We start from the raw sequence: 26,360 nt of genomic DNA, 5'->3' as shown, positions 1-26,360 counted from the left end.
CCTATCGGTACTCCCTCACTCCATCATGAGGAAGACTGACCTCTCCAGCCAGATTCGTTGAAAACATCCTTTCTATTTCCTTGCGGCTGTCTGTCTGTCCCAGCACCCACATAAGCTTTGTCACTAAAGCCTCACTTGTCATATCATGAGCCTGTAGAGCACCCTCCTGTAAAATTACCTGTCCTGTCTGATAAACGGACAGGTTACTTCCGTCATAAAGGCACTGGGTTCCTACAACTACAGTCATCCCTTTTTTAATCACTGCACCGATAGCCTCCGCCAGATTACGCCGTTCAAAATGCAGACCACCTCCCGCCATATTTACAGCACAGCGGCAATTTTCCACGGCATCTGCAATCGGATTCAGTATCGACAGCTGGCTTCCGGTAAGCACCACCGGAATCGGTACATTTTTTAACATAAAAGAAAGAGCAGCGGCAGTATAGGCCATGGTATCTGTTCCGTGGATAATAACCATACCTGCATATGCATGCACTCTCTCATACACAGCACGAGCAATCCTTTGCCACTCCTCTGGCTGCATATTGGAACTGTCTATGGACATGAGTTCTAAAAAGCTTACATCATAGCAGCTCATGACTCCTTCCATATTGGAAAAAATATCATTGCTGTTAAGCTCAGGAACCAGGCCATCCTTTCCTTTAGCAGAAGCCAGAGTTCCACCCGTTGTTATAATCAAAATCTTTTTTTTCATCTTTTATCTCCGTGTAAGGAAAATCCACTCTTTACTATACCACAAAGTTGAAACAGAAGTAAAGAATATCTCACCTTTTTCCGCATTTATCCAGTTCAAGGAGAAGATCACTTAATACCACCGGCTTCTGCATAACGCTGTCGATAATACCGCTCTCTTTTGCATTTGTAATTTCCTCACGAAGCAGGCCTGTCATCAAAATAATATATAGGTCATTTTGCAGGGATTTCATCTGGAAGGCCAGATCGACACTGCTCTTTTTCAGAAGCTCTGAGTCCATAACTGCTACATCAAATCTCTTTTCCTGTAAAACCCGCAAAGCCTCTGCCTGATTGGTTGCCGTTACTGTTTCAATTCCTTCTTTTTTCAGTCCCTTTTCCAAAAGCTTTAATATCTTAAGATTATCAAATACCAAAATTACTCTGTATACTTTCTTTTCCCTTGTTTCCTTTTGCCTCTCCAGATGTACCTCCGGCTCTTTTCCCAATGGAAGATAAATAATAAACCTCGTTCCCTCTCCTTCCCTGCTATATACTTTGATTTTTCCATGATGTGCCTCGATGATATTTTGTACCATCGCAAGGCCCAGTCCTACGCCCTGGCCGGATTCCTTCGTTGTAAAAAATGGAGTAAACATTTGCTCCTGTGTAATTTCATCCATGCCACAGCCGTTATCTTCGATTTCCAGCCTTACAAGCTTTTGTCCATCTTCAATATACTCTGATTCCTCACAGGAAATACGAACAATCCCCTGCTCTTTTCCAATCGCATGAAAGGCATTCACGCAAATATTTAATACAACCTGGTTTATCTGTGTTTTATTACCAAAAATGCCTCCGTCTACATCCAGCTGTGTTATAATCTCAATATTATACGGGCAGACAAATTCTACCGTCTTTACTGCTCTGCTAAGAAGCGGTTTCAATGGAAGATACTGGTACACAGTATCCGTATTTTTTTTACTTAAGGCAGATATCTGCTGAATGATTTCCTTTGCCTTTTCTGCTGATTCATAGATTTCTACAGCCTCCTCATGATATTCACTATCCTCCGGGAGTTCATTCATCATAAGTCCTGCATATCCCATGATTGGCGTGAGGAAATTATTAAATTCATGAGCAATGCCTCCTGTCATCGTTCCAATCATCTGAAGCCGTTGCTGATGATTAATATACTCCTCACTTTTATGAAGCTCCTCCAGACGCTGATTGATTTCCTTTAAATATTGATTTTCCTTGGCATATGCCCGCTGACTTTGCACCATGTAATAAAAAATCGCAATGCAGCTTACCGATGCCAGCATAAGAAGTGCAGCGATTCCGGCCATTTTGCCAATCCCCCAGACCATAGGCCTGGACACTTCACTATAGTCCATTACAGCACTTAAGGAAATAAAGGCATCTCCCAGCTTAGCAGGTGCATAGGCCGAAATCTTTTTCACACGCTGCAGGCCATTTTTGGCATCTGCCCACCAATAGGAATGATAAATCGCGGTTCCGGTCTCGCCTGCCAGCTGGTGCCTTACCATCTGTTCCAGCTCATTCAAGTCAACGTCAGGATACCTTTTTTTTCGGTCTCGTATAACATCCATGCCAATCTGCTCTTTTACATCATGCATAATAATGATTCCATTGGCATCCTTTACCATAATATACCCTTTTTCACCCAGCTTTACCCTGGACATCAGAGTTTCAAACATATTCTCACAGTCCAGATAGATGCGAACCTCTAAGCCATTTTCATTAATCTTGGATACAGCCAGATACATCTTATCATCCTGATCCTGGAAGATGCGGATTCTCATATCCTCTTGCTCACTGACCAGATTAATCAGCCTGTATTCCCGCTCCCGCAGGTTGATGATATATTCTCCCTTTGTTCCATATATTTCAATATCGGAAACCACTGGATAGTGGCTCCGCATATGGGCATTCGCCATAAAATTCAAATATTTGTTTTCTCCTGTTTCCAGATATTGTGCTTCACCTTCATAAAACTCCCGTGTCTCTACAAAGGTATTAATATCCATAATACAGTTATCAATGTAGCTTTCTACTGCATCACTTGCTGCATTTACAATGATGGAAAGCTGCTCCTTTTGATGGTCTACCACGCTGTTTGCGTATTCCTTTATACTGCTTACAAGCAGTATTGCTACAGCAGTAATCATAATTACCATTCCTATTGTCAGTATAATAATTTTTCTGCCTTTGCTTTTTTCCTTCATAGCTTTCCTTTCCATATCTGCCCTTGTATTTCCAACATTTTTTGATATAATAAATATGAATGATTCATGTATAAACACCTAGAGAGGAGCATCTCATGTCAGTAACAAAGATTTTAATTGTAGATGATGATATTACCATCCGCAAGCTTCTATCAAAAGTAATGGTCTGTAATGGCTACCAGCCCGTGACGGCTGCCAGCGGCGAGGAAGCACTCAATCTTCTTAAAACAGAGCACTTTCATTTGATTCTTCTGGATATCAATATGAATGGAATCGATGGGTTCCAGACCATACAGACCATTCGCCAGCGGGGACTTACCACCCCGATTATTATTATCAGTGGCCGCAATGAGGACTATGATACTCTTTACGGTCTGGATATTGGTGCTGACGATTATATCACAAAGCCCTTTAATCCAGTTATTCTAGGTGCTAAGGCTAAGGCTTTAATCCGTCGGAACAACGCCTCCAGTGCTGCCTCCAAGACCATCATCCAGCGAGGTCCCTTTGAACTGGATACAGCTGCCCTCAAGCTTTATAAGGATGGTGAGGAGATTATCCTGTCCGCCAAGGAATTCCTTGTTTTAAAGCTCTTTATGGAAAATCCCGGACGGGTTCTCACCCGTGAAGTCATTTATGAGGCTGTCTGGAATGATATCATCGTTGATGAAAATACAGTTATGGTATATATCAATCACCTTCGCACCAAGCTGGAGGAAGACCCCAAGAAGCCTGTCTACATAAAAACTGTATGGGGTATGGGCTACACCTTTTCTGTTTAAGTAAAAATGAAAAGGGACGAGTCACCTCGTCCCTAATTATACTACACTTTTCTTAATTTGTCCCTTCTTTTATTTATCCGCTTTTTTCACAATGAATGGTTTAACAATCGGATATACCAGCATAATCACACAGGCTGTCATCAGCACTGCTGTAATTGGCTTTGCAAAGATAGCTGTGATACTACCATTGGTAAGTGTGTAAGCACGACGGAAGTTGGATTCACACATTTCACCAAGTACCAGGCCTAAAACAAGGGCTGCAGGTGAGAATTTCAGCTTTACAAAGAAGTATCCAAGAATACCAGCTACTACCATCAGCATTACATCGCCTGTACTGTTTTTCAGTGCAAAGGCACCTATCATGGCAAGTAATACAATTACAGGTCCCAAAATACTGTATGGGATTGCCAGAATCTTTGCAAAAATCTTTGCTACAATCAAAGCTACAATTACCATGATAATATTGGTAATCAGCATAGAACCAAATACGGAAGCCAGATATTCCGGCTGTGTCTTAACTAACAGCGGACCTACCTGAACACCCTTTAATACCAGGGCGGACATCATAATCGCTGCCGCATTTCCTCCAGGAATACCAAGAGAAAGAAGTGGAACCATAGAACCACCTGTCGCAGCATTATTTGCAGCCTCGGATGCTACGATTCCGTCTGGAATACCCGTACCAAACTCCTCTGAATGCTTTGACATCTTCTTCTCTACAGTGTAAGAAAGGAAGGAGGCAATGGTTGCTCCTGCTCCCGGAAGAATACCTACGATAGTTCCCAGGACAGAAGACCGAAGCATAACTATCTTAACCTTCCAGAACTCTATAAATCCCGGAATTGTTGTCTTTAACCTTGTTTCGGCTTCTCCTTCTACGGTTTTTCTCTTGCTTGTCTGTTTGAGTACCTCAGTTACCGCAAACAAACCAATCATAACAGGAATCATTTCAACGCCGGACATAAGGATTGAGCTTCCCCAGGTAAATCTTGGGACACCAAGCATCGGATCCATACCGATACAAGCAATAAGCAAACCTAACAGACCGGAAATAAGGGTTTTTATGAGGTTGCCACTATCAAGGCAGGAAAGTACAGATAATCCAAGGAAGGACACTGCAAAAAGCTCGGATGGTCCAAACTTAAGAGCTACAGCTGCCAGCTGTGGGGAAATCAAAGCCATAGCAAATGCAGCAACTAAGCCACCAAATGCAGATGCTACCAAGGAAAAGCCTAATGCCTTTCCAGCTTCTCCTCTTTGGGCCATCGGATATCCATCAAAGGTTGTCGGGGCACTGGACGGAGTTCCCGGGATTTTGAACAGAATCGCCGTAATTCCACCACCGGTAATGGATGCACAATAAACAGCAACCAAGAAAGCGATTGCAATTACCGGATTCATTACATAGGCAAATGGAAGTGCCAGTGCAACCGCCATGGATGCACTAACACCCGGCATGGCACCAAAGATAACTCCAAGCACGGTTCCTGCAAATATCAGCATAAAGGTAGAGGGTGTGAGCACTATTTGCAAACCGTTGAGCAATAAATCAAACATAATTCTCTCTCCTCTCCTAGAATGGCAGTATCGTCTCTACCCAGAGTGCGAAGGTACGAAGGAAGCCAATACCTCTTGGAAGCATAATGTCCAAGGCACCTTGGAAGATAATATACAGTATGATAGTTGCAATAATACCTGTCAAAATTAGCTTTACAGGACTTCTCTCTCCCAACAGACAACCATAAGCCATCAAAAACAGTGCTGCTGTCAGCATAAATCCCAGAGTATCCATAAGCAATGCCATGGCAGCCACCAAAAGCATGCCTACAAATAATTTGCTTTTAAAAAATCCCGCAAAAGCCTCTTTGTCAAAATTAAAACCTTTGCCATCTTCTTCTGCTTTTGCTTCCTTTACAAGGTTATAGATATTTACTGCTATTAAAAGCATTAGCAGTACAAGAATGATGTGCGGCCAGAATGCAGCACCCAGCTCTGTTGGTGTCGAACCTGGTGTTGTCGCACTTATGTAATAAAAAGCATATCCACAGAAAAGCAGCAATGCGGCGTTGAAAACTAATTCCATTACCAAAAGAATCACCTACTTCTCTATTTTTTCATTTAAAAACTCTATTTAATAACGTTTCCCAGCTCCTGGTTATCGGTATCCCATGCAGCCTTGAAGTCTGTCATGTTCTTCCAACCCGGACGCTGATCTAAGCCTTCTGCCTTAGCCCAATTCTGAAAATCATCACTTGCTACCGCCCTTTCTGCAGCTGCTTCAAAGGCCTTGATTGCTTCTTCCGGGGTTCCATTTGCAGCAAAGATTCCTCTGTAAGGTCCATAGAAGCAGTCGATTCCAAGCTCGCCTGTGCATTCTACGTTTTCATAACCAGCCAGTGTCAGTCTTTCCTCCGTACAGGATAAAATAGCCTTCATATCGCCGGAAGCAATCATAGCTGCCACTTCTGCTGGTCCTGTAACTGCAAGGTCAATATGTCCACCAATGATATCAGAATTTAACTGAGCACCCTCAGAATAAGCAACAGCCTCTACCTTGTCACCAAAGGTTCCTACAACACAGGCATAATCAAGACCGGTAATAGACATAACGCCGCATTTTACCTTTCCAGGGTTAGCCTCTACATAAGCCTTCAGCTCTTCATAATTTTTAAATGGTGCATTTGCCCCTGTTACGAAAACGTTACAGTCATGTACTAACTGACATACTGGTGTAAGCTTTCCGTATACATCAAATTCAGTCGCACCACTAATCTGTGCAAGCAGTGGAGATGGTGTACATAATAGCCAGGTATAACCATCCGCTGGCTGACTGGTTGCATACTCAACACCTGTAACTCCACCGGCACCTGCCTTATTGTTAACAACTACAGATACTCCGATTTCCTTTTCCAGTGCAGTAGCGAACTGTCTTAAGGTTGTATCAGCTCCGCCACCGGCACCCCATGGGCACACAATTTCAATCTTTCTGTCCCAGGTCCAGCCTGTCCCGTCTGCTGCCTGACTATCTCCTGATGTCTGTCCGTCTGCTGCAGGCTCTGACTTCTGTCCGCATCCTACTGCGGTGACCGCCATAGCCATAACCAAAAGCAATCCCAATAATCTTTTCTTCATGTTATCTTCTCCTTTACATTTTGTAACCGTTTTAGCGATTCTGTTATTTATTCTAAAATGTAAAGCTTAATATCACATAAAATCTTCTTAAAATTCTTTAAGACTTAAAAAAGCAGCCGGTATTGCTTGTATTTTCCCATTTTCCACAAGAGCTTTCCTGGTACAGAAAAAAGGCTTTGACATTCCTGTAAGAGCTTTCCGGCTGCGGATTATCATTATGTAGATGCCGCCTTTTTTCTGCTTCTTTCTTATCATATGAAAAGAGCAGGAGAAAAGTTCTCCTACTCTAGTAACAGCAGTGGATCTACTGGTTTCCCATCCTGCAATACCGCAAAATAAAGGTTGGTGCCCTCTGCCACATAATATTTTGTTGGTTTTGCTATTTTGCCAATGACACTGCCCCTTTCTATTGTGTCACCGACCTTTGCCTTAACCTCCTTCAGCTGCCCATAGACCACTTCATATCCATCACCCAGGGTTGCTGTCAGAGTCACTCCTGTTTCCTCACTCTCGCTAACGTCTGTCACCACACATTTCGCCGCACTTAAGACCTCCGTATCCTCCTTTGCCGCAATCACTACTGCTGGATTTACCTTATACTGTGCCAGTGTCTTAAAATAAATAGACTTGTCCATACTGTACTTTAAAAGTACATCCCCTACAACAGGCCAGATAAGTCCCTCCTCTTCTTTAAAGGAAAGATTTTTCACACTGTCTGCTCCCGACATAACCTGGGAAACCTCCGGTGCTGTCTCCTTTTTGGGCTGCTTTTCTGCCTCCGGTTCCTTATTTTCCTCTGGCTGCTCTTTTTGACTTACCGGCTCCTGGCTCTCCGGTACCTTCGTTTCTGGTGCTTCAACCTCTGTTATCTCAGCTTCAGGTTTCTCAATCTCCGGTGCTTTTGTTTCCGGTGTATTTGCTGCCTGCTCTTCTATTTGTGCCAGATGCTCTGGCTGCTCCTGACTTTTTGTATTTTGGGCTGCTATAATTCCAACCGCAGTAATTGCAATTACACCCACAGCCAGGCTTGCATAAAATCCCTTCTTCATAAAAATCACCTCGGTTTTATTTTTGCCGAAAACCGAGGTAATATACTTGTTTTTTTCTTTTTTAAAAGCTATAAATTGGAAATTGCATAAAGGGGAAGATTAACCATCCAGTCCTGCACCCGATAATCGGACATTGAGGTACGAACCGCATACTCCGGTTCATACTTACTACAAAAAAATTTCAAGCTTTTCGCTTGTAGATTTTCTTCTGCTTTTACCTCCAGTGGTACAATCTGCGAGCCCTTCTGTACAATAAAGTCCACCTCATAAGTAGCTTTCTCCGACGCATAATAAAACGGTGTATAGGCTGTATCTGAAACCAGCTGCTGACAAACATATTGCTCTGTCAATGCTCCTTTAAATTCTGTAAATAAATCATTTCCATCCAGAATAGATCCGGCATCCAGTTCACTTAAAGCTCCTAAAAGTCCTACGTCTAACAAAAACAGCTTAAATGCACTGAACTCCATATAGGCCTTCAATGGAACTGCAGGTTTATTTACACGATATACCTTTTTTATCAATCCGCAATCAAGAAGCCATTCTATCGCAAGTTCAAAATCTTTTGCCCTTGCCCCTTCCTTTATCTGTCCAAAAAAGAATTTTTTATTTTCTTTTGCCAACTGCATTGGAATAGAATTCCACACCATTCTTATTCTTGCTAATTGATTTTCTGTAGTATGCTTTCCAAAATCACTTTCATAAAGAGCAATAATCGTACTTTGTATCTTTCTTACCTGATTGAAATCCCTGTTCTTTATAAAATCAGCCACAACCTCCGGCATACCACCAATGTAATAATATCGTTTTAGCCAGTCAATATATTTGTCCTTGAAAACAGACATCATCCTGTAATCCTTCTTTGTAATAAGCTGCACCAGTTTCTTTTCCCCTACGGCCTCCAAAAATTCCCGATAATTAAGAGGATACAGGTCCATAATATCTACCTTTCCCACAGGAAAAGAAACACCCTCATGTATAGCTACTCCCAACAGAGACCCAGCTGCAACAATGGCATACTCTGGTGCATTCTCCTGAAAATATTTCAATGAGGTAATCGCCCTTGGTGCCTCCTGAATCTCATCAAAAATAATCAGAGTTTTCTGGGGAAAAACCGTTTCCTTTGACTCAATATTAATTGCCATCAAGATACGCTCAATGTCATAATCTCCATCAAATACGTTTTTCATTCGCTCATTATTATCAAAATTAATATATGCCATATTATCAAAATACTGTTTTCCAAATTCCTTCATCAGCCACGTTTTTCCAACCTGTCTGGCTCCTTTTATAATTAACGGCTTTCGATTCGGCTTTTCTTTCCATTTTATTAGTTCCTGCATTGCATATCGTATCATAGATAACACCATCTCCCTGCTTCTATTATATGCAGTTTTTCTATATTTATCAACACTTTTTCTATGAACTTTGCGTTATTTATTACACTTTTCCCTTGAACTTTTAACCTACAAAATAAAAATTGAAGGTGTCTTCCAGACTTTAAAATCTGAAAAACACCTCTGATGTATTCCTTAATCCTCTTCCGTTCTATTATTTTACCTTTTTAACTTTAATCTTATAAAAAATATCCCAATAAAAGCTTGATTTTGCTCTCAAATACACACGCTGCCCCTTTTTTAATTTTATCTTTTTAAAGGCCTTATATCCATCACCATGATTTAACAAAAGGGATTCCAGCTCTTTATATTTTGTATTATATAAAACCAAGTCACAGTTTCCTGAATCTAACTGCGTATTTACTCCGTAAAACTTATAGTATCCGGTTGAAGGTGCTTTAAATGTATACCAGTCCTCATCATCCTTCATTAATAATCCTCTATATGTATTTCCTGTAGTAATTTTATTAGCTGTTTTCCTGCTATTATTTTCCTCTTTTTCAAAGTTTTTTTCTTTTACCAGCACAACCTCAATGTCATAATAGTATATATACTCTGAAGGAGAGGTACTAATTGCCTCAATAACTACCTTTTCTCCAGGCTGAAAAGAATAGTTTTTAGAATTCCAGGATCCCTGACTCTTAAATACATTGTAATCTTCGTATTTTTTGAAATTAACTGACATCGTGATTGGAAGCCACCAGCTATCACTCTCTTTACGTTCTCCTTCATAAGTATAATACTGAGGGATAACCTTTATATAAAAAGATCCTTCCTTTGGCATTGTATAAGTCATCGTCTTCGTTGTTCCACCTGTAAGCTCAATCGTATATTGCTTATTTGATTCCAAATCAACTGTTTCTGCCCTGGCTTGTACCGGCGTAAAAGCAAAAATACCAATAAAACAAAGCACTGCCAATATAAAATTCTTAAATAATAACTTATTTCCCTTCATTACTATTTCCACCATTTTCCTCTTCTGTCTGCTTTTCTTGCGAATCCGGTTTTTCTTCCTCCACCTTTTTATATCCATACTCTGGTACTGGATAACCCTTTTCACTCCCGCAGTAGTAGTCCTTCCTATTCCGCGGTTCCTTACCGAAGGAATAAATAACTCTGGTATCCGCCAGCATATCATGAAAGGCTTTCTTTTCCTTATCAACACCAGCCATAATATAGCCCATAAAAAGAAACACCCCCGACAGATATTTACCAATCGTTTCGCGGTAAATAACATCCCAAAGAGAAAGCCTTCTGCCATCAGCCGCCACTACCCGCAGAGAAAACATCCGCTTTCCAAGGGTTGCTCCTGCTGCATAGGTAAAAAAGACATAATAGGCCGTTGTCAAAAGGTATAAAAAGATGTCCCATGGCGTAAACCGGAACAAAACCGGCTGATGCAAAGGATTAGCATCTCCGGCAAAAAGAAGCGGTAGTCTGAATGTAAGAAGAGCAAGGGATACTAAAAGTGCATCTACCCAGGCTGCTGCCAGCCTTACAAAAAAGCCGCCATAAAATATTCTACTGTTTTCCTGGTTCTGCATAATACATCGGCACCCCGTTTCTTCCATCATTTAGCATTTCTGTTACCGCCTGCACATCGGATTTCCCCCGGATTCCTTTAAAGCTGGAGAACAGAGAGGAGAAAAAGCTGCTGCCGGAAAAGTCCGGTTCATAAATGACAGAACCACTTCCTGCCTCCTTACGGATAGCAAGCTCTGTATTTTCCAGGCTGTCAATCTCATCAATCAGCTTTAAGGAAAGTGCCTGCTTTGCGGTATAGATACGTCCATCTGCCAATGGCTTTACTGTATCTCTAGACATGTTTCTTCCCTCTGCTATGATTTCCACAAACTGCTCATAAGCCTCATCCACCATACCCTGGAAGATTTCCTTCTGCTCCTTTGTCGCCTCAATGCCGCCGGAGCCCATCGCCTTGTTTGGTCCGCTGGTATAATTTATTTCCTTTACGCCCAGCTTGTCAAAAAATTCCTTATAGTTATAGTTGGAAATAATAACACCAATGGAGCCTGTCCAGGTATTTCTATTCGCAACAATCCTATCTGCTGCCATAGAAATATAATAACCGCCGGAGCATGCCATAGAACCCATATAGGCCCAAATTGGACGACCTGTCTCCTCTTTATACTCCTTAAGCTTCAGATACAGCTCATCACTTTCATAAACACCACCACCCGGGCTGTCCACATAGAGTAAAATTCCTGTATTATTTGGAGAGTCCATCATCCTATCTATGTAACGAAGGATGCTCTGATGGTCATATCCTACTTTTTCAAAGGCAGTAGAAGAACCGGTATCTCTTATCTTCCCTTCCACCCTTACCAGACCTACAAAGGGTTCTATAGGAAACTCAAGCTTACCTGTTGTCTCACCCAAAAGCTCTTCGAAAAAGCCCGCAGCTGACTGTTTGCTGCCCCCAGTCAGCTGATTTGTCAGCTGACTGGTCAACACACCGGATACTCCTACGGAAATAAATACAGCTCCTGCCACTACAATTCCAATGATTTGTTTTGTCTTCATAATTTTACCTCAATCTTTTCCAGATGCCAGATATCCCTTACATATTCCTCAATGGTACGATCAGAAGAGAACTTACCAGACTTAGCTACATTTAACATTGCCATCTTAGCCCAGCGTGCCTCATCCCGATAGAGAGCCTCAATCTTTTTCTGAGCCTCTTCATACGCCCGGAAATCCTTTAAAATAAAGTACTGGTCTGCCTTCTCTCCACCTTTGGTCTCTAACAGGGAGTCATACAGATTACGGAACAGGTTTGGATTCTCCGGCGAATAGGTTCCGTTGATTAACTGTGTCAGCACTACACGGATATCCTGGTCAATATTGTAAATTTCCTTTGGATTGTAGCCGCCATTCTGCTCATAAGCAATAACTTCATCCGAGGTTAGACCAAACATAACTGCATTCTCCTCGCCAACCTCTTCTACAATCTCAATGTTCGCACCATCTAAAGTTCCAAGGGTCACGGCACCGTTCAGCATAAATTTCATATTGCCGGTTCCACTAGCCTCTTTGCTTGCTGTAGAAATCTGCTCTGATACATCAGAAGCAGCAAAAATCAGTTCTGCATTGGATACACGATAATTTTCAATAAATACAACCTTGATTTTTCCATGAATGGAAGCATCATTGTTTACCACATCCGCTACACTGTTAATCAGCTTAATAATAGCCTTCGCACGCTCATAGCCAGCAGATGCCTTTGCTCCGAAAATAAAGGTCCTTGGATAGAAGTCCATCTCCGGATTCTGTTTCAGCTGATTATATAAATGCATTACATGCAGAATATTTAAAAGCTGTCTCTTGTATTCATGAAGACGCTTTACCTGGACATCAAAAATAGACCTTGGGTCAACTTCAATGCCATTGTGCTCTTTAATATATTTTGCCAGACGTACCTTGTTCTGGTATTTGATATTCATAAATTCCTTCTGGCACCTTAAGTCATCTGCATAGATAGCCAGCTCATTTAAGTGAGGAAGATCACTAATCCATTCATCACCAATTTTACTGGTTACCCAATCCGCCAGAAGCGGATTACCATGAAGAAGGAAACGTCTCTGGGTAATACCGTTCGTCTTATTATTAAACTTCTCCGGCATCATCTCATAAAAATCCTTCAGCTGCTGATGCTTTAAGATTTCTGTATGCAGCTGTGCTACACCATTAACCGAGAAACCGGATACAATCGCCAGATTTGCCATCCGCACCTGTCCATCATATAAAATAGCCATCTTTTCAATCTTCTGGTAATTTCCAGGATAACGGCTCTGAATTTCATTAATGAAGCGGCGGTTAATCTCTTCTACAATCTGGTAAATTCTAGGAAGAAGCCGGGAGAACAGCTCCAGAGGCCATTTTTCCAATGCTTCTGCCATAATCGTATGGTTCGTATAAGCACAGGTTTTATTTGTAATAGACCATGCCTCATCCCATTCCAGATTATAGTCATCCATTAAAATACGCATCAGCTCTGCTACCGCTACTGTCGGATGGGTATCATTAAGCTGGAAGCATACCTTCTCATAAAGCTTATGGATATCACCATAGCGGTGCATATAGGACTTTACTGCCCGCTGTACACTGGCAGATACAAAGAAATACTGCTGTTTCAAACGTAGCTCTTTGCCTGCATAGTGGTTATCATTTGGATAGAGCACCTCGCAGATGGTTCTTGCCAGATTCTGCTGCTCCACCGCCTTATGATAGTCTCCTTTATCAAAGGAATTTAAATTAAAGTCATCCATCGCCTCTGCATCCCAGATGCGGAGAGTGTTGACCATATTATTATTGTAGCCTACAATCGGCAGATCGTATGGCACAGCACGTACCGACTGATAGTTCTCCTGGATAAACTTATCGCGTCCATTTTCATCCTTACGAATGGTAATATATCCGCCAAATTTAACCTCCTGGGCATACTCTGCACGTTTGATTTCAAAAGGATTGCCATTCTTAAGCCAGTCATCCGGAACCTCCTTCTGATAGCCATTTTCAATCTCCTGCTTGAACATGCCGTATTTATAGCGGATACCACAGCCATAAGCCGGATACCCAAGAGTAGCTAAAGAGTCTAAAAAGCAGGCTGCCAGACGACCCAGGCCACCATTTCCCAAAGCAGCATCTGGCTCCTCCTCCTCTAAATTCTCTAAATTAATATTCAGTTCCTCTAAAGCCTCTTTAATCTCCTGATTTCCCTTCAGGTTGATAATCATATTTCCCAAAGCCCGTCCGGTCAAAAATTCCATAGATAAATAATAAACAATTTTTGACTTATTTGCCTTGGAAGCCTTATGGGTAGCCATCCACTGGTCTACCACATAATCCTTCAGGGCATAAGCTACTGCCTGGAACAGCTGCTGTTGCGTCGCTTCCTCTACGGTACGGAAATTTAATACCTTTAAATAATCAATGACTTCTTTTTTAAATTCTTCTTTGTTTAATTCTCTCACAGAATGCCTCCTTATTTTAACAGTTCAACGCCTAAAGTAACATTCTCTCCGTTAATGCTCCATTCCTTTACAGAGCCCTTTGCACTCTCATAACAGATATTCTCTGCCAGTACCTTTGCTTTTACAGCTTCCTCATTTTTTGAAAGAATTGCTTTCAGCTTATCATTTCCCTCTAAATAAACATTGATGTGATCCATAACCTCAAAATCAGCTTCCTTACGCATGGTCTGGATCTTGCTGATAATTTCAAGGACATAGCCCTCCTCTAACAGCTCTTCGGAAAGATTGGTATCCAAAACTACTGTAATTCCGTAATCCGAACCAGACACATAGCCCTCCATCTGTGCTGCATCGATTAAAAGGTCATCCTTTTCCAAAACCTCCTCGCTTCCCTCCAGGGTAATCGTAAGGGTTCCCTTTTCATTAAGCTCATCCATCGCTTTATTACCATCTAAGCTGGCAAGCACCTCCTTCAATGCGTTCAACTGCTTTCCGAACCGCTTTCCAAGAGTCCGAAGCTGTGGCTTAAAGCTATAGCTTGTGAAGTCTCTTACATCATCGGTAAATACAACTTCCTTTACATTCAGCTCATCTGCAATGATTTCCTTATAGAAATCAGACAGCTCGTTTTCTGCCTTTACATACATTTTGCCAATCGGCTGACGATTCTTGATGTTGGCATCATTACGGCAGGCTCTTCCCAGAACAACAATATCCAGAACCTCCTCCATTGCCTTTTCAAGCTCCGGATCAATCCACTCTGTCTTACACTCTGGGAAATCACATAAATGCACACTTTCCGGTGCAGCTTTATCAATACTGCATACCAGATTCCGGTAAATATCCTCGGTCATAAACGGAATCATCGGTGCTGCGGCCTTAGCAATCGTAACCAGTGCAGTATATAGGGTCATGTAGGCATTAATCTTATCCTGCTCCATGCCCTTTGCCCAGAACCGTTCACGGCCCCGTCTTACATACCAGTTACTCATCTCATCTACGAAATCCTGTAATGCTCTTGCTGTCTCCGGAATCTTATAATTCGCCAGGTTTTCATCTACAACCTTGACAACCGTGTTTAATCGGGATAACAGCCATTGATCCATTACAGATAATTTATCATATTCCAGGGTATACTTTGTTGCGTCAAATTCATCAATATTCGCATACAGTACGAAGAAAGCATAGGTGTTCCAAAGAGTCCCCATGAACTTTCTCTGTCCCTCCATAACTGCCTTGCCATGGAAACGGTTTGGAAGCCATGGGGCACTGTTGACATAGAAATACCACCGAATCGCGTCTGCACCATAGGTTTCCAGTGCCTCAAAAGGATCTACGGCATTTCCCTTGGACTTACTCATCTTCTGTCCATTTTCATCCTGTACATGGCCCAGAACGATAACATTCTTATATGGTGCCTTGTCAAATAACAGGGTAGACTCTGCCAGCAGGGAATAAAACCATCCTCTTGTCTGATCTACTGCCTCAGAAATAAAGTCTGCCGGGAACTGCTTCTCAAACAGGTCCTTATTTTCAAAGGGATAGTGGTGCTGTGCAAAGGGCATCGCTCCTGAGTCAAACCAGCAGTCGATAACCTCCGGTACCCGGTGCATTTCCTTTCCGCACTTCGGACACGGAATCGTTACGGCATCAATGTACGGACGGTGGAGCTCAATATCCTCCGGACAGTTGGCAGACATTTCCTTTAATTCTGCAATACTTCCGATAGAATGCATATGTCCGCATTCACATTCCCAGATATTTAATGGTGTACCCCAGTAACGGTTACGGGAAATACCCCAGTCCTGAACATTCTCAAGCCAGTCACCAAAACGGCCCTTTCCAATGCTTTCCGGAATCCAGTTGATTGTATTGTTATTTTTAATCAGATTATCCTTTACCTCTGTCATCTTGATAAACCAGGACTCTCTTGCATAATAAATCAGCGGTGTATCGCATCTCCAGCAGTGTGGATAATCATGCTCAAACTTCGGTGCATCAAATAACAGCTTCTGCTCATCCAAATCCTTTAAAATCTGTGGGTCAGCCTTTTTAGAGAATACCCCTGCATATGGCGTCTCCTCAGTGAGCTCACCCTTGCCATTTACAAACTGCACAAAGGGCAAGCCGTATTTCCTTCCAACCTGGGAGTCATCCTCACCAAAGGCCGGTGCAATATGAACGATACCGGTACCATCTGTCATCGTTACATAGTCATCACAGGTTACATAGTGGGCTTTTTTGTGCTGTTTTTCGGCTGCCTCACCAGCACAGGCGAACAATGGCTCATATTCCTTATATTCCAGCTCAGCTCCCTTATAAGTCTCTAACACTTCATAGGCAGCTTCTCCCAGTACCCTGTCAAGCAACGCCTCTGCCATATAGTAGGTATAGCCATCCTCTGCCTTTACCTTACAGTAGGTCTCTTCTGGATTAACACAGAGTGCCACATTAGAAGGCAGGGTCCAAGGTGTTGTCGTCCATGCCAGGAAATACCCATCCTCGCCTTTTACTTTAAACCGCACAATCGCAGAACGCTCCTTTACGATCTTATAGCCCTGGGCTACCTCCTGCGAAGAAAGCGGGGTGCCACAGCGTGGACAGTAAGGCACAATCTTAAAACCCTTATATAAAAGTCCCTTTTCCCAAATCTGCTTTAAGGCCCACCATTCAGATTCGATATACTCATTGTGATAGGTAACATAAGGGTTATCCATATCTGCCCAGAAACCTACGGTGCCGGAGAAATCCTCCCACATACCCTTGTACTTCCATACAGATTCCTTGCATTTATCAATAAATGGCTCCAGACCATATTCTTCAATCTGATCCTTACCATCCAGTCCCAGAAGCTTTTCTACCTCCAGCTCTACTGGAAGTCCGTGGGTATCCCAGCCAGCCTTTCTCGGAACCATATACCCCTTCATCGTGCGGTATCTTGGAATCATGTCCTTGATAACACGGGTCAGCACATGACCAATATGGGGCTTTCCATTGGCAGTTGGAGGGCCATCATAAAAGGTATAGGTCTCTCCCTGCTTTCTCTGCTCCATGCTTTTCTCAAAAATTTTGTTTTCCTTCCAGAACTGTTCCGTGTTCTTTTCTCGCTCAACAAAGTTTAAGTTCGTTGATACTTTTTCGTACATCCTCTTTCTCCCTCCTATCGAATAAAAAAGCTTCCGCCCCACAACAGGACGAAAGCTCTGCTTTCGTTATACCACCTTATCGTGTACACAGCCTTTGTCTACTCTGTTTCATAATAGTATAAAAATGAGATAATGTCAATTCTTAAAAATATCCTTTGAAAAATTTTACAACAAAATTCTTGAAAATCTTAAAATAACATGATATCATTATCCACATCGCGGACTTTTGTCCGTATCACAAAAACACTTTTATTCAAAATAAAAACAAAAACACCATGAAATGGAGGAAAAAATGAAAAATTTACTAAAAAAATGGAACGATACCAGCCTTATTCTACGGATTATACTCGGACTAACTGCAGGTATCCTTCTTGCACTGACAATGCCCCAGATAACCGTAATATCTATTTTGGGAACACTTTTTGTCAATGCATTGAAAGCGATTGCCCCTGTTTTAGTCTTTATTCTTGTCATCAGCTCTCTGGCTCAGGCCGCAAACGGCATTGGAAAAAGATTTCGTACCGTTATCTTTTTGTATATGCTGAGTACATTTCTTGCATCTGTTACTGCTGTATTTGCAAGCTATGTATTTCCAGTAACCCTGAAGCTGACAGAGGCAGTAACAGATCAAATTCCCCCAAGTGGGATTATGGAAGTCTTCCATAATCTTCTTAATAATATTGTTTCCAATCCTATAGCAGCATTAATGAACGGTAATTACATAGGCATCCTGGCCTGGTCCGTTATTCTCGGTCTTGCTCTAAAGGAACTGGCGTCGGAACAGACCAAGCTGCTGCTAAAGGATTTATCTGAGGCTGTGTCCCAAACAGTGCGGTGGATTATCAATTTTGCTCCCGTTGGTATCTTAGGACTTGTATTTACCTCTGTATCCGAAAATGGAATTGCTATCTTTATCGATTACAGTAGGCTTCTTGCCCTTTTAGTTGGCTGTATGCTGATGATTGCCCTGATTATCGATCCACTAATCGTCGCCATCTGTCTGCATCGTAATCCCTATCCACTGGTATATCGATGCTTTAAAGAAAGCGGTGTAACTGCCTTCTTTACCCGCAGTTCGGCTGCAAATATCCCAGTTAACATGGCATTATGTGAACGTCTTGGACTGGACAAGAATATATATTCCGTGTCGATTCCACTCGGAGCAACCATCAATATGAACGGTGCGGCAATTACGATTACTGTTATGACCTTGGCTGCTGCCCATACTATGGGCATTTCCGTTCATATTTCAACCGCTATCCTGCTAAGCCTTTTATCAACCCTTGCCGCTTGTGGAGCTTCCGGGGTTGCAGGTGGCTCTTTGCTTCTTATTCCTATGGCCTGCTCTCTTTTTGGCATCAGCAACGATATTGCAATGCAGGTTGTCGGCGTTGGCTTTATCATTGGTGTTATACAGGATTCCTCTGAAACGGCAATTAATTCAGCCGGAGATGTGCTATTTGCTGCAACAGCAGAGTTTCGTGAATGGCTTAAGGAAGGCCGCGAAGTGACCTTTTAATCTTTTTCCTTTAAAGCTACCTCCAACCCTGACGTTTCTACAGTGGTTAAGAGGTAGCTTTTACCTTTTCTAGTTCGGAAGAATGTAATACAAAATTCCAAGGCCTATAATATCAGCAAAGGCATGTGCGACAAAAAAAGGAAATAAATTTTTTGTCTTAGATTTCTTATACAGAAAATAAAATAGTCCCCCTAAAACAAAGCCAAGTCCCAGAGCAGAAATAACCCCCTGATATGTATGGAAGCTAAACCGGATAAGCAGGGAAAAAGGGATGATATACTTTAGCTTCTCCAGCTTAACATGAGTAATTATTCCCAAAAAATAAATTTCTTCATAAAATCCATTTAATATTGCATAAAGTACTGTAGACAATTCAAAGCGGCCAAGAATAGTCCCCAGCATAGCTGGAAAAGGCAGTGTATAGACAAGTCTGCTGGTCAAAAGCCAATATACATCCATACAGATAGCAGCAACCAAAAATAATAGCAGGCCCTTTCCAAAGCCAGAGAAGGTAGCTCTTAGATTCCATACACGAAAATCAAAGTTCCTCACCTTAAGATATAAAAAAGCAAGAAACAGCAAAAACATCTGGCTTGCCAATGCATAATAATTATCAAAAATACTAAAATCTGTTGTCTGGCTTATGGTTGTTGTTCTATTCAGCAAATGAAGATAATGTATGGATGAATTATAGATTGCCTGTCCAAACATAATTACCGTTAGTACAGCTACATCCAGAAGTAACAGTTCCTTTACAGCCTCTCTTCCTTTTTTGAATGGCATATCAATTTCTCCTTTCTTTTTTCCAATTGAAATAATTATACTGCATACAGAGAATGGAGTTCTTAAGAAAAACTGATATTTCTCTTACTTTTCATTGCAGCATTATCCAATTATTCCAAGATGCGAAAAAGGACGGCAAGATTTGCCGTCCTTTTTCTGGAGAAGGTATTTTTGTTACTTATGGGGTGTAGCAAAAACTATATAATGTATTGGGGTTTACGAGTATTAGTATATAGTATTTTGCAGGAAAAGTGTGCACAAACTTCACAAAATTCAACAGCTTTTTTTGTGCATTTTTTTGTCACCTTTCGTTCTCCCTTAAAATTCCTTCGTTATTTCTTTTAAATTCCTTCCGGTTCTGGTTCATTTTTTGAAAACAGGCTTTCAAACTCCTCTTTTCCAATACGGTCTCTCTCCATCAGGAGATCAGCACACTTATGAAGCACATCAATGTTATCTGTAAGGATTTTCTTAGCCTTATCGTAGCAGTCATCGATAATCTTCTTTACTTCCTCATCAATGGTCTTGGCTACGCTCTCACTATAGCTTCTGGTGTGAGCCAAATCGCGTCCGATAAATACTTCATCATCATCGCTGGTATAACTAATCATACCAATTGTATCAGAAAAACCATAGCGGGTTACCATATCTCGCGCCTCCCCTGTTGCCTGCTTAATGTCCTGGGAAGCACCTGTTGTAATATCATCAAAAATCAGAGACTCTGCAATCCGGCCGCCGAGAGTAGCCATGATATCCTGCAGCATCCTTCCCTTTGTCAGATGCATCTCATCCTTTTCCGGAAGAGGCATGGTATAGCCTGCAGCTCCATGTCCGGTCGGAATAACAGAAACGGTATATACCGGTCCGATGTCCGGCAGAAGATGGAATAAAATCGCATGACCAGCCTCATGATAAGCGGTAATCTTTTTATCCTTTTCGGAAATAACACGGCTTCGTTTTTCTGGTCCGATGCCTACCTTGATAAAGGACTTCTTAATGTCCTCCTGCTCAATATAAGCACGATTTTCTCTTGCAGCCACAATCGCCGCTTCATTTAACAGATTCTCCAGGTCTGCACCGGTAAAGCCTACTGTTGTCTGTGCCACCTGCTTTAAATCTACATCCTCTCCCAGAGGCTTGTTCTTGGCATGAACCTGAAGGATTTCCTCTCTTCCCTTTACATCCGGACGGCCTACCGTAACTCTTCTATCAAAACGGCCTGGACGCAAAATCGCCGGATCCAGGATATCTACACGGTTGGTCGCTGCCATCACGATAATACCCTCGTTGACCCCAAAACCGTCCATTTCTACAAGCAACTGATTTAAGGTCTGCTCTCTTTCATCATGTCCACCGCCAAGACCGGTACCACGCCGTCTTGCTACCGCGTCAATCTCATCAATAAACACAATACATGGTGAATTTTTCTTTGCTTCTGCAAATAAATCTCTTACACGGGAAGCACCAACACCAACAAACATCTCTACAAAGTCGGAACCGGAAATACTAAAAAACGGAACCCCTGCTTCACCGGCTACAGCCTTTGCAAGAAGGGTTTTACCGGTACCAGGGGAACCCTCCAAAAGCACACCCTTTGGAATTCTTGCCCCCACCTTAATATATTTATTCGGAGTTTTCAGAAAATCAACGATTTCCTCCAGAGCTTCCTTTTCTTCCTTTAATCCAGCGACATTTTTAAAGGTCGTCTTATTGGCCTCATCCGTTGTCATAACAGCCCGGCTTTTACCAAAGCTCATCATCTTGCTGTTGCCGCCGCCACCGCCATTGGCCTGGTTCATCATAAAGCTTATCAATATCATGACCACGATAAAGCCTAGCATATACGGAAGCAGGTTTGTAATAATCCAGCTTGGCTTTCTTATATCATCCACGCGGTAATTTGTAATCCCGCGCTCTACAAGCTCCTTCTCCACTGTCTGTGTATTTGTGACATAAAATCTGTTCTCATCACCGTTTTGGTACTTAACCACTACTTCACCAGTAGGGGCCTCCTGATTCTGGTAAATTACTATACTTCCGATAGCTGCTTCGTTCTTATTCAGCTCATGAATAAAATCCGAATAATTATAGCGTTCTGTATTTGCTCTTTGCAAACTATTTGAAAAATAAATTGCAACAAAAATAATCAGCAGGACAACAAAATAAAAGCCCAACCCTTTTAACTGTCTTTTCAACATGAAACCTCCTTATTGCTCTACCACACCTATATATGGCAGATTTCTGTATTTCTGTACGTAATCCAGACCATAGCCCACAACAAACTCATCTGGAATTACAAAGCCGGTATAATCCACAGAAACCTCTGTCACTCTGCGGTCCGGCTTATCTAAAAGAGTACACAGCCTTATACTGGCAGGCTTTCTTGCCTTCAACATATCCAGAAGGAAGTCCAGAGTTCTGCCGGAGTCAATAATATCCTCAACTACCAGAATGTCCTTGCCCTCTACATGCTCATCCAAGTCCTTTACAATCTTGACCCTTCCAGAGCTCTCTGTTCCGTCACCATAGCTGGAAACAGACATAAAGTCCATCGTAACAGGAACACTGATGTGCTTTGCCAGCTCACAGGTCATAAAAATACTTCCCTTTAAGATACAGATAAGGTGTACGGTCTTACCCTCATAATCCCTGCTTATCTGCTCACCCATTTCCTTAACTCTTTTTGTAATCTCTTCTTCGGAAATCATAACTCTAATCTTGTCTTCCATCACTTTTACCTCCGTATACTTTTACCCTTAGTATTGCAGTTGTTTCTTCTGTTATGTGAAAGGCCTCACTGGTTCTTCCTCCAAGCACCCACAAAACGTGGCTTCCATCAGCTAAAAGCCAAAGCTCATCCCGCTCTTCCCTCGGCACCTTTCGGTCAATCAGATCATCCTTTAGCTTCTTTCTTCCGCCATCCTTCCTTATCTGCAAATAATCTCCATTTCTCCTGTGTCTCAGCGAAAGCCTATTTTCTATTTTATCATAATCAAACCATTTCGTACAGTCGTTTTTCTGAATTTCCACATTTTTTCCTCCGGCAGCATACAGCTCAAGACAGACTCTCTTTCCATTGGGCAAAGCATATTCTCCCGGTACCGAAAGCATATATTCCTCCGTCTCCTGAGTCTTCTTCTTTTTTTCCTGAAACAAACGAATTCCTTTATATTGCCGTCTTCCTTTCATTCCATAAGGAAGGCAAACCTCCTTACCCGTCTGTTTTGAAAAAAGCCTAAGAAGAGAATCTACATGACCACTCTCTAGATCCCTTTTGCAGCCTGCCAGCAGCTCCATCGCCCTTTTCAGAACACCCTTTATTACAATCTCCTCTTCTGATAAAACAGACTCCTTTATGAAGTATGCTCCATTTTCCTGGACAACATTCTCTGTACAGGCTATCATAATTTGCTTTTCCATATAAGCCTCCACCTCTCGCAGAAGTGTCGCAGCCCTTGCTGTATGCTCAATTGCCTTTTCGTTAATCTCCTGCTCAGCCAACGGCAGAAAATGCATCCGAACCCGGTTTCTTGTATACGCATTACTAAAATTCGTCTTATCTGTCCGGTAAGGTATTTTTCGTGCCAAAAGCCAGCCCTCTATCTCCTTCCGGCTGACACACAGAAGGGGCCGGATAATTTTATCCCTTACCGGAGCAATCCCTGCGAGCCCGGAAAGTCCGCTTCCCCGGAACAGATTTAAAAGTACCGTTTCCGCACAGTCATTTTCATTATGAGCAACAGCAATTCTATCTGCACCACTGCTTTTCCGTACCTTCTCTAAAACCTCATAGCGGTACAGCCTTCCCATTTCCTCCTCGCCAAGACCCTTTTCTTTCGCCATTGCAGGAATATCCGCATGAAATCCTTCAAAGTTTACCCCCTTTTCTTCGGCCAGGCTTCTTACAAAGGCTTCATCCATATCGGCCTCTGCCCCCCGGATACCGTGATTTACATGCATCACCTGAAGGCTCAGCTCGTATTCTTTACAAAGCTCTAAAAGCACGAAGAAAAGACAGACAGAATCAGCACCTCCAGAAACACCGATTACAATCTTATCTTTTCTCTCCAGCATTCTATTTTCTTTTATATATGCCCTAATCTTTTCTAACATGACATTCTCCCGGCTATCTTACCTGCTTTAAGTATTCCTATTGTACCTCTACCCAAGCCGGATTTCAAGCCTTTTCCCAGAGTCCTGCCACAAGAACCGTCATATCATCCAGATTTTTATTTTGATTTTCCTCCAATGCTTTATGCAGAATATAGTCTGCTATTTCCCTCGGATTGATACTTTTTGTTTCCTCTAAAAGAAATGCAATATAGTCCTCCTTGTTTTCTCCCTCAAAGCAGTCTAATATTCCATCGGTAACCATAACCACAAATTCTCCATCGGATAGTGTTTCCGTCTGATGCAAAAGCTCTATTTGCTGAAACATTCCAGCCGGAAATGTTTCAGCACGGATACACTGAATACCATCCCGCCGCTTGATAAAGCTGGCTGCTCCGCCCAGCTTTAAAAATTCAATTTTTCCGGTATACAAATCAATACTTCCCAAATCTATCGTAGAAAAGGATTGACTGTCTGACTGCAGTACATAGGTTGAATTAATCATACGGATAGCGGCCTCTTTATCAAAGCCTGCCTCCAGGAAATGCTCCAGAAGCTCAACCACCAGACAGCTTTCCCTGTTTGCCTGTTCTCCTGAACCCATTCCATCAGATAAGAGAAGCACCTCCTCTCCATTGTCGAGAGAAAGAATCGAAAAATTATCTCCGGAGATTTCCTCCCCTTCCTTAGTTGCCCTGGCCACTCCGGTCAGGGTCTTATAGGGGGTGTCTTCAATAAAAACCATAACCTCCAGTTCTCTTCCCAGTACCGTCTTGGTCTGCTCCGCCGGCTTCAGCCGTTTTCCCATAACCTGACCTAACATAACCGCTATTTCTCTGGCCGTTACACAGCGTCCCAGCCGCATCCGCCCCATCAGGTGAATTTCCTTGCGTCTTTCCCGGCGTTCCATAATCACCAGCTTCTGTACATCAATATGATTCTTTTTCAGCCGCTCTATCATTTCCTCCTCCAGCTTGGTCCGAACCTCCTTTATTTCATAAAGCTCCGAAGCAAAATCCCTCATCATCCGTGCCATTTCATGAAGCTGTCCGGCCACTGCCTGACGGCTCTCCGCCAGACGATTTTCAATTCCCAGACTTTCCTTCATTTTCTGTAAAAGATAATTTGTCTCCTCCACAAATTCACCAGCATGGATACACTGGCTGCAAAAATTCTCCGGCACATCCTCCATTGCTACATAGCCCTGCTTTCTTGCCGTCAAAAACAGGCTTTGAGCCGCTGCATAGGTAAAATCATACTCATCACCCCAACAGCTTTGGCACCGGTCACACTCCCGGCAAAAGCGTCCTGAAATATCCTCAAAAATTTCATTGACATCAGCATAACTTACGGCCTGCCTCTCCCTTGTAAATTTCGAAAACGAACCTGACAGCTGCTGCAGAGAATCCGAAAATTCCTGCACTTTATTTTTCGTTAGAAGCTGTATATTCTGTCTTACATAGGTGTCCTTTTCTTCACTTCGATTCCAGCTCATCGGCTTTACATATTTAGCAGGAATACACAAAAATGCTCCGCAGCCAATCACAAGTGCCTTTACACTTTCCATTTCCATTAAAGTATCTGCATACAAGTACCCCACAGAAACTCCTGTTGCCAAAAAGGCTATCCCTGTCCACCATTTCCCAGTTTCCTGAAATAATCCGGCTCCAATTCCCAGTACACAAAGAATTCCTATCAGCACTACCTCCTTTCCCTGAAAGGCAAGGGCAATCCCACAGGCAGCCCCTGCAATAGCCCCCAGTCCCGGTCCATACTTATAGCCCGTAATAAGCACCAGAAAATAGGACAAGGCTGCGGCTGCAGAAACCGTTTCCAGTCCCATATCCGGCATACCGTATGCCATCACTCCAATAAGGATTCCCGTACTTACCATTTCTTCACTGCTCATGCCTTCCCTTTTTCTATGATAGAGGAAGTATCCAATTCCTGCCTGAAACAGCCGTGCAAATACAAATATCAGAATTCCTTCCAGTATAGCCATGATAATATACGTCTTATATTGTATGGTAAACATTCCGCCAGTCAAGGCCAGCACAGCTCCAACACCGGCTCCTACGGCATATTTAAGCTCCGCTGTCAGACGTTTGCCTGTATGCTCTGCCAGATGAAACACGGTAACGGACACCAGCATGGATAGTCCATATTTAACAAGCTCCGTCTCCTTCATCACAGTAGACATTCCCAGTAAAATGCAGACTGCCAAAAGCGGTCGCTTCGGCTCCTGTGCATATACACTTAGGAAATATCCCATACCGATTGGATTCATCCCCAGCATACATCCCCGGCCAATCAGCATTCCCAGCACATCCATACATAGCTTTCTCTGTTTTTCTTTCATTGTCTGTAACTCTCCTCGTCATTTTTCGTTTGCCGCCCATTATACCTTGTATGCAGTTCTTTTTTTGTCAAATTAGCGGTACACTGTGAAAAAAGTTTTAGACAAAATATTGGTTCTATGGAAAGTCGAGGGGATGCGAGGGAGCTAAGG

Annotated in this window: 19 protein-coding genes; 2 read left to right on the top strand and 17 right to left on the bottom strand. The window is 42.4% G+C overall.

The window, feature by feature from the left end; genetic code table 11:
* Position 1: 1 nt before the first annotated feature.
* Positions 2-715, bottom strand: a complete 714-nt coding sequence (locus ASU35_RS14495; protein WP_058353692.1) for an asparaginase — start codon at positions 713-715, stop codon at positions 2-4.
* A 70-nt stretch (positions 716-785) separates the two neighbouring features.
* The gene (locus ASU35_RS14490) at positions 786-2,942 is read right to left on the bottom strand and encodes a sensor histidine kinase (RefSeq protein WP_172794656.1); all 2,157 of its coding nucleotides are present in this window, start codon (positions 2,940-2,942) and stop codon (positions 786-788) included.
* Between the two features lie 95 nt (positions 2,943-3,037).
* Here ASU35_RS14490 and ASU35_RS14485 point away from each other — a divergent pair, with 95 nt between their 5' ends.
* Positions 3,038-3,724, top strand: coding sequence for a response regulator transcription factor (locus tag ASU35_RS14485; protein ID WP_058353690.1), 687 nt, complete (start codon positions 3,038-3,040; stop codon positions 3,722-3,724).
* 69 nt (positions 3,725-3,793) lie between these two features.
* Here the strand turns inward: ASU35_RS14485 and ASU35_RS14480 are convergent, their stop codons facing one another.
* The 10 genes from ASU35_RS14480 to ileS all read right to left on the bottom strand — a co-directional run bounded on the left by ASU35_RS14480 (position 3,794) and on the right by ileS (position 17,439).
* Positions 3,794-5,281 carry a tripartite tricarboxylate transporter permease gene (locus ASU35_RS14480; RefSeq protein WP_058353689.1) on the bottom strand — a complete coding sequence of 496 codons (1,488 nt, stop codon included), beginning with the start codon at positions 5,279-5,281 and terminating at the stop codon, positions 3,794-3,796.
* Positions 5,282-5,297: 16 nt separating this feature from the next.
* Positions 5,298-5,807: a tripartite tricarboxylate transporter TctB family protein gene (locus ASU35_RS14475; protein ID WP_058353723.1), complete on the bottom strand. Its 510-nt coding sequence runs from the start codon at positions 5,805-5,807 to the stop codon at positions 5,298-5,300.
* 44 nt (positions 5,808-5,851) lie between these two features.
* Positions 5,852-6,856 carry a tripartite tricarboxylate transporter substrate binding protein gene (locus tag ASU35_RS14470; RefSeq protein WP_058353688.1) on the bottom strand — a complete coding sequence of 335 codons (1,005 nt, stop codon included), beginning with the start codon at positions 6,854-6,856 and terminating at the stop codon, positions 5,852-5,854.
* A 281-nt stretch (positions 6,857-7,137) separates the two neighbouring features.
* Complete coding sequence (locus tag ASU35_RS14465) at positions 7,138-7,905, bottom strand: M23 family metallopeptidase (protein WP_058353687.1); 768 nt, start codon at positions 7,903-7,905, stop codon at positions 7,138-7,140.
* 68 nt (positions 7,906-7,973) lie between these two features.
* Positions 7,974-9,263 (bottom strand): ATP-binding protein, encoded by a 1,290-nt coding sequence (locus ASU35_RS14460; protein WP_058353686.1) that lies wholly within the window; start codon positions 9,261-9,263, stop codon positions 7,974-7,976.
* A gap of 193 nt (positions 9,264-9,456) precedes the next feature.
* Positions 9,457-10,272, bottom strand: coding sequence for a hypothetical protein (locus ASU35_RS14455; protein WP_147525460.1), 816 nt, complete (start codon positions 10,270-10,272; stop codon positions 9,457-9,459).
* Positions 10,244-10,846 (bottom strand): RDD family protein, encoded by a 603-nt coding sequence (locus tag ASU35_RS14450; protein WP_058353684.1) that lies wholly within the window; start codon positions 10,844-10,846, stop codon positions 10,244-10,246. The genes ASU35_RS14455 and ASU35_RS14450 overlap by 29 nt, the downstream gene beginning before the upstream one ends.
* Entirely contained in the window at positions 10,824-11,843 is a 1,020-nt protein-coding gene (gene sppA / locus ASU35_RS14445) for a signal peptide peptidase SppA (RefSeq protein WP_058353683.1), read from the bottom strand. The genes ASU35_RS14450 and sppA overlap by 23 nt, the downstream gene beginning before the upstream one ends.
* The gene (locus ASU35_RS14440; protein WP_058353682.1) at positions 11,840-14,293 is read right to left on the bottom strand and encodes a glycogen/starch/alpha-glucan phosphorylase; all 2,454 of its coding nucleotides are present in this window, start codon (positions 14,291-14,293) and stop codon (positions 11,840-11,842) included. Before ASU35_RS14440 ends, sppA begins: the two co-directional genes overlap by 4 nt.
* Positions 14,294-14,304: 11 nt before the next feature.
* Positions 14,305-17,439 carry an isoleucine--tRNA ligase gene (gene ileS / locus ASU35_RS14435; protein WP_058353681.1) on the bottom strand — a complete coding sequence of 1,045 codons (3,135 nt, stop codon included), beginning with the start codon at positions 17,437-17,439 and terminating at the stop codon, positions 14,305-14,307.
* 292 nt (positions 17,440-17,731) lie between these two features.
* Here ileS and sstT point away from each other — a divergent pair, with 292 nt between their 5' ends.
* Complete coding sequence (sstT, locus tag ASU35_RS14430; RefSeq protein WP_058353680.1) at positions 17,732-18,958, top strand: serine/threonine transporter SstT; 1,227 nt, start codon at positions 17,732-17,734, stop codon at positions 18,956-18,958.
* A gap of 69 nt (positions 18,959-19,027) precedes the next feature.
* Here sstT and ASU35_RS14425 read toward each other — a convergent pair whose 3' ends face one another.
* The 5 genes from ASU35_RS14425 to spoIIE form a co-directional block, all read right to left on the bottom strand.
* Positions 19,028-19,741, bottom strand: coding sequence for a CPBP family glutamic-type intramembrane protease (locus ASU35_RS14425; protein ID WP_058353679.1), 714 nt, complete (start codon positions 19,739-19,741; stop codon positions 19,028-19,030).
* 341 nt (positions 19,742-20,082) lie between these two features.
* Complete coding sequence (gene ftsH, locus ASU35_RS14420) at positions 20,083-21,939, bottom strand: ATP-dependent zinc metalloprotease FtsH (RefSeq protein WP_172794655.1); 1,857 nt, start codon at positions 21,937-21,939, stop codon at positions 20,083-20,085.
* A 9-nt stretch (positions 21,940-21,948) separates the two neighbouring features.
* Positions 21,949-22,470, bottom strand: coding sequence for a hypoxanthine phosphoribosyltransferase (gene hpt / locus ASU35_RS14415; protein WP_058353678.1), 522 nt, complete (start codon positions 22,468-22,470; stop codon positions 21,949-21,951).
* Positions 22,454-23,854 carry a tRNA lysidine(34) synthetase TilS gene (gene tilS / locus ASU35_RS14410; RefSeq protein ID WP_058353677.1) on the bottom strand — a complete coding sequence of 467 codons (1,401 nt, stop codon included), beginning with the start codon at positions 23,852-23,854 and terminating at the stop codon, positions 22,454-22,456. Before tilS ends, hpt begins: the two co-directional genes overlap by 17 nt.
* Before the next feature lie 64 nt (positions 23,855-23,918).
* A complete protein-coding gene (spoIIE, locus tag ASU35_RS14405) occupies positions 23,919-26,210 on the bottom strand; it encodes a stage II sporulation protein E (protein WP_058353676.1) in 2,292 nt (763 codons plus the stop codon).
* Between the last annotated feature and the right edge of the window lie 150 nt (positions 26,211-26,360).

Source organism: Acetivibrio ethanolgignens, assembly GCF_001461035.1.
GTDB classification, from domain to species: Bacteria; Bacillota; Clostridia; order Lachnospirales; family Lachnospiraceae; genus Velocimicrobium; species Velocimicrobium ethanolgignens.
Note: the sequence above shows the minus strand (reverse complement) of the source record. Positions and strands in the feature narration are given on the sequence as shown.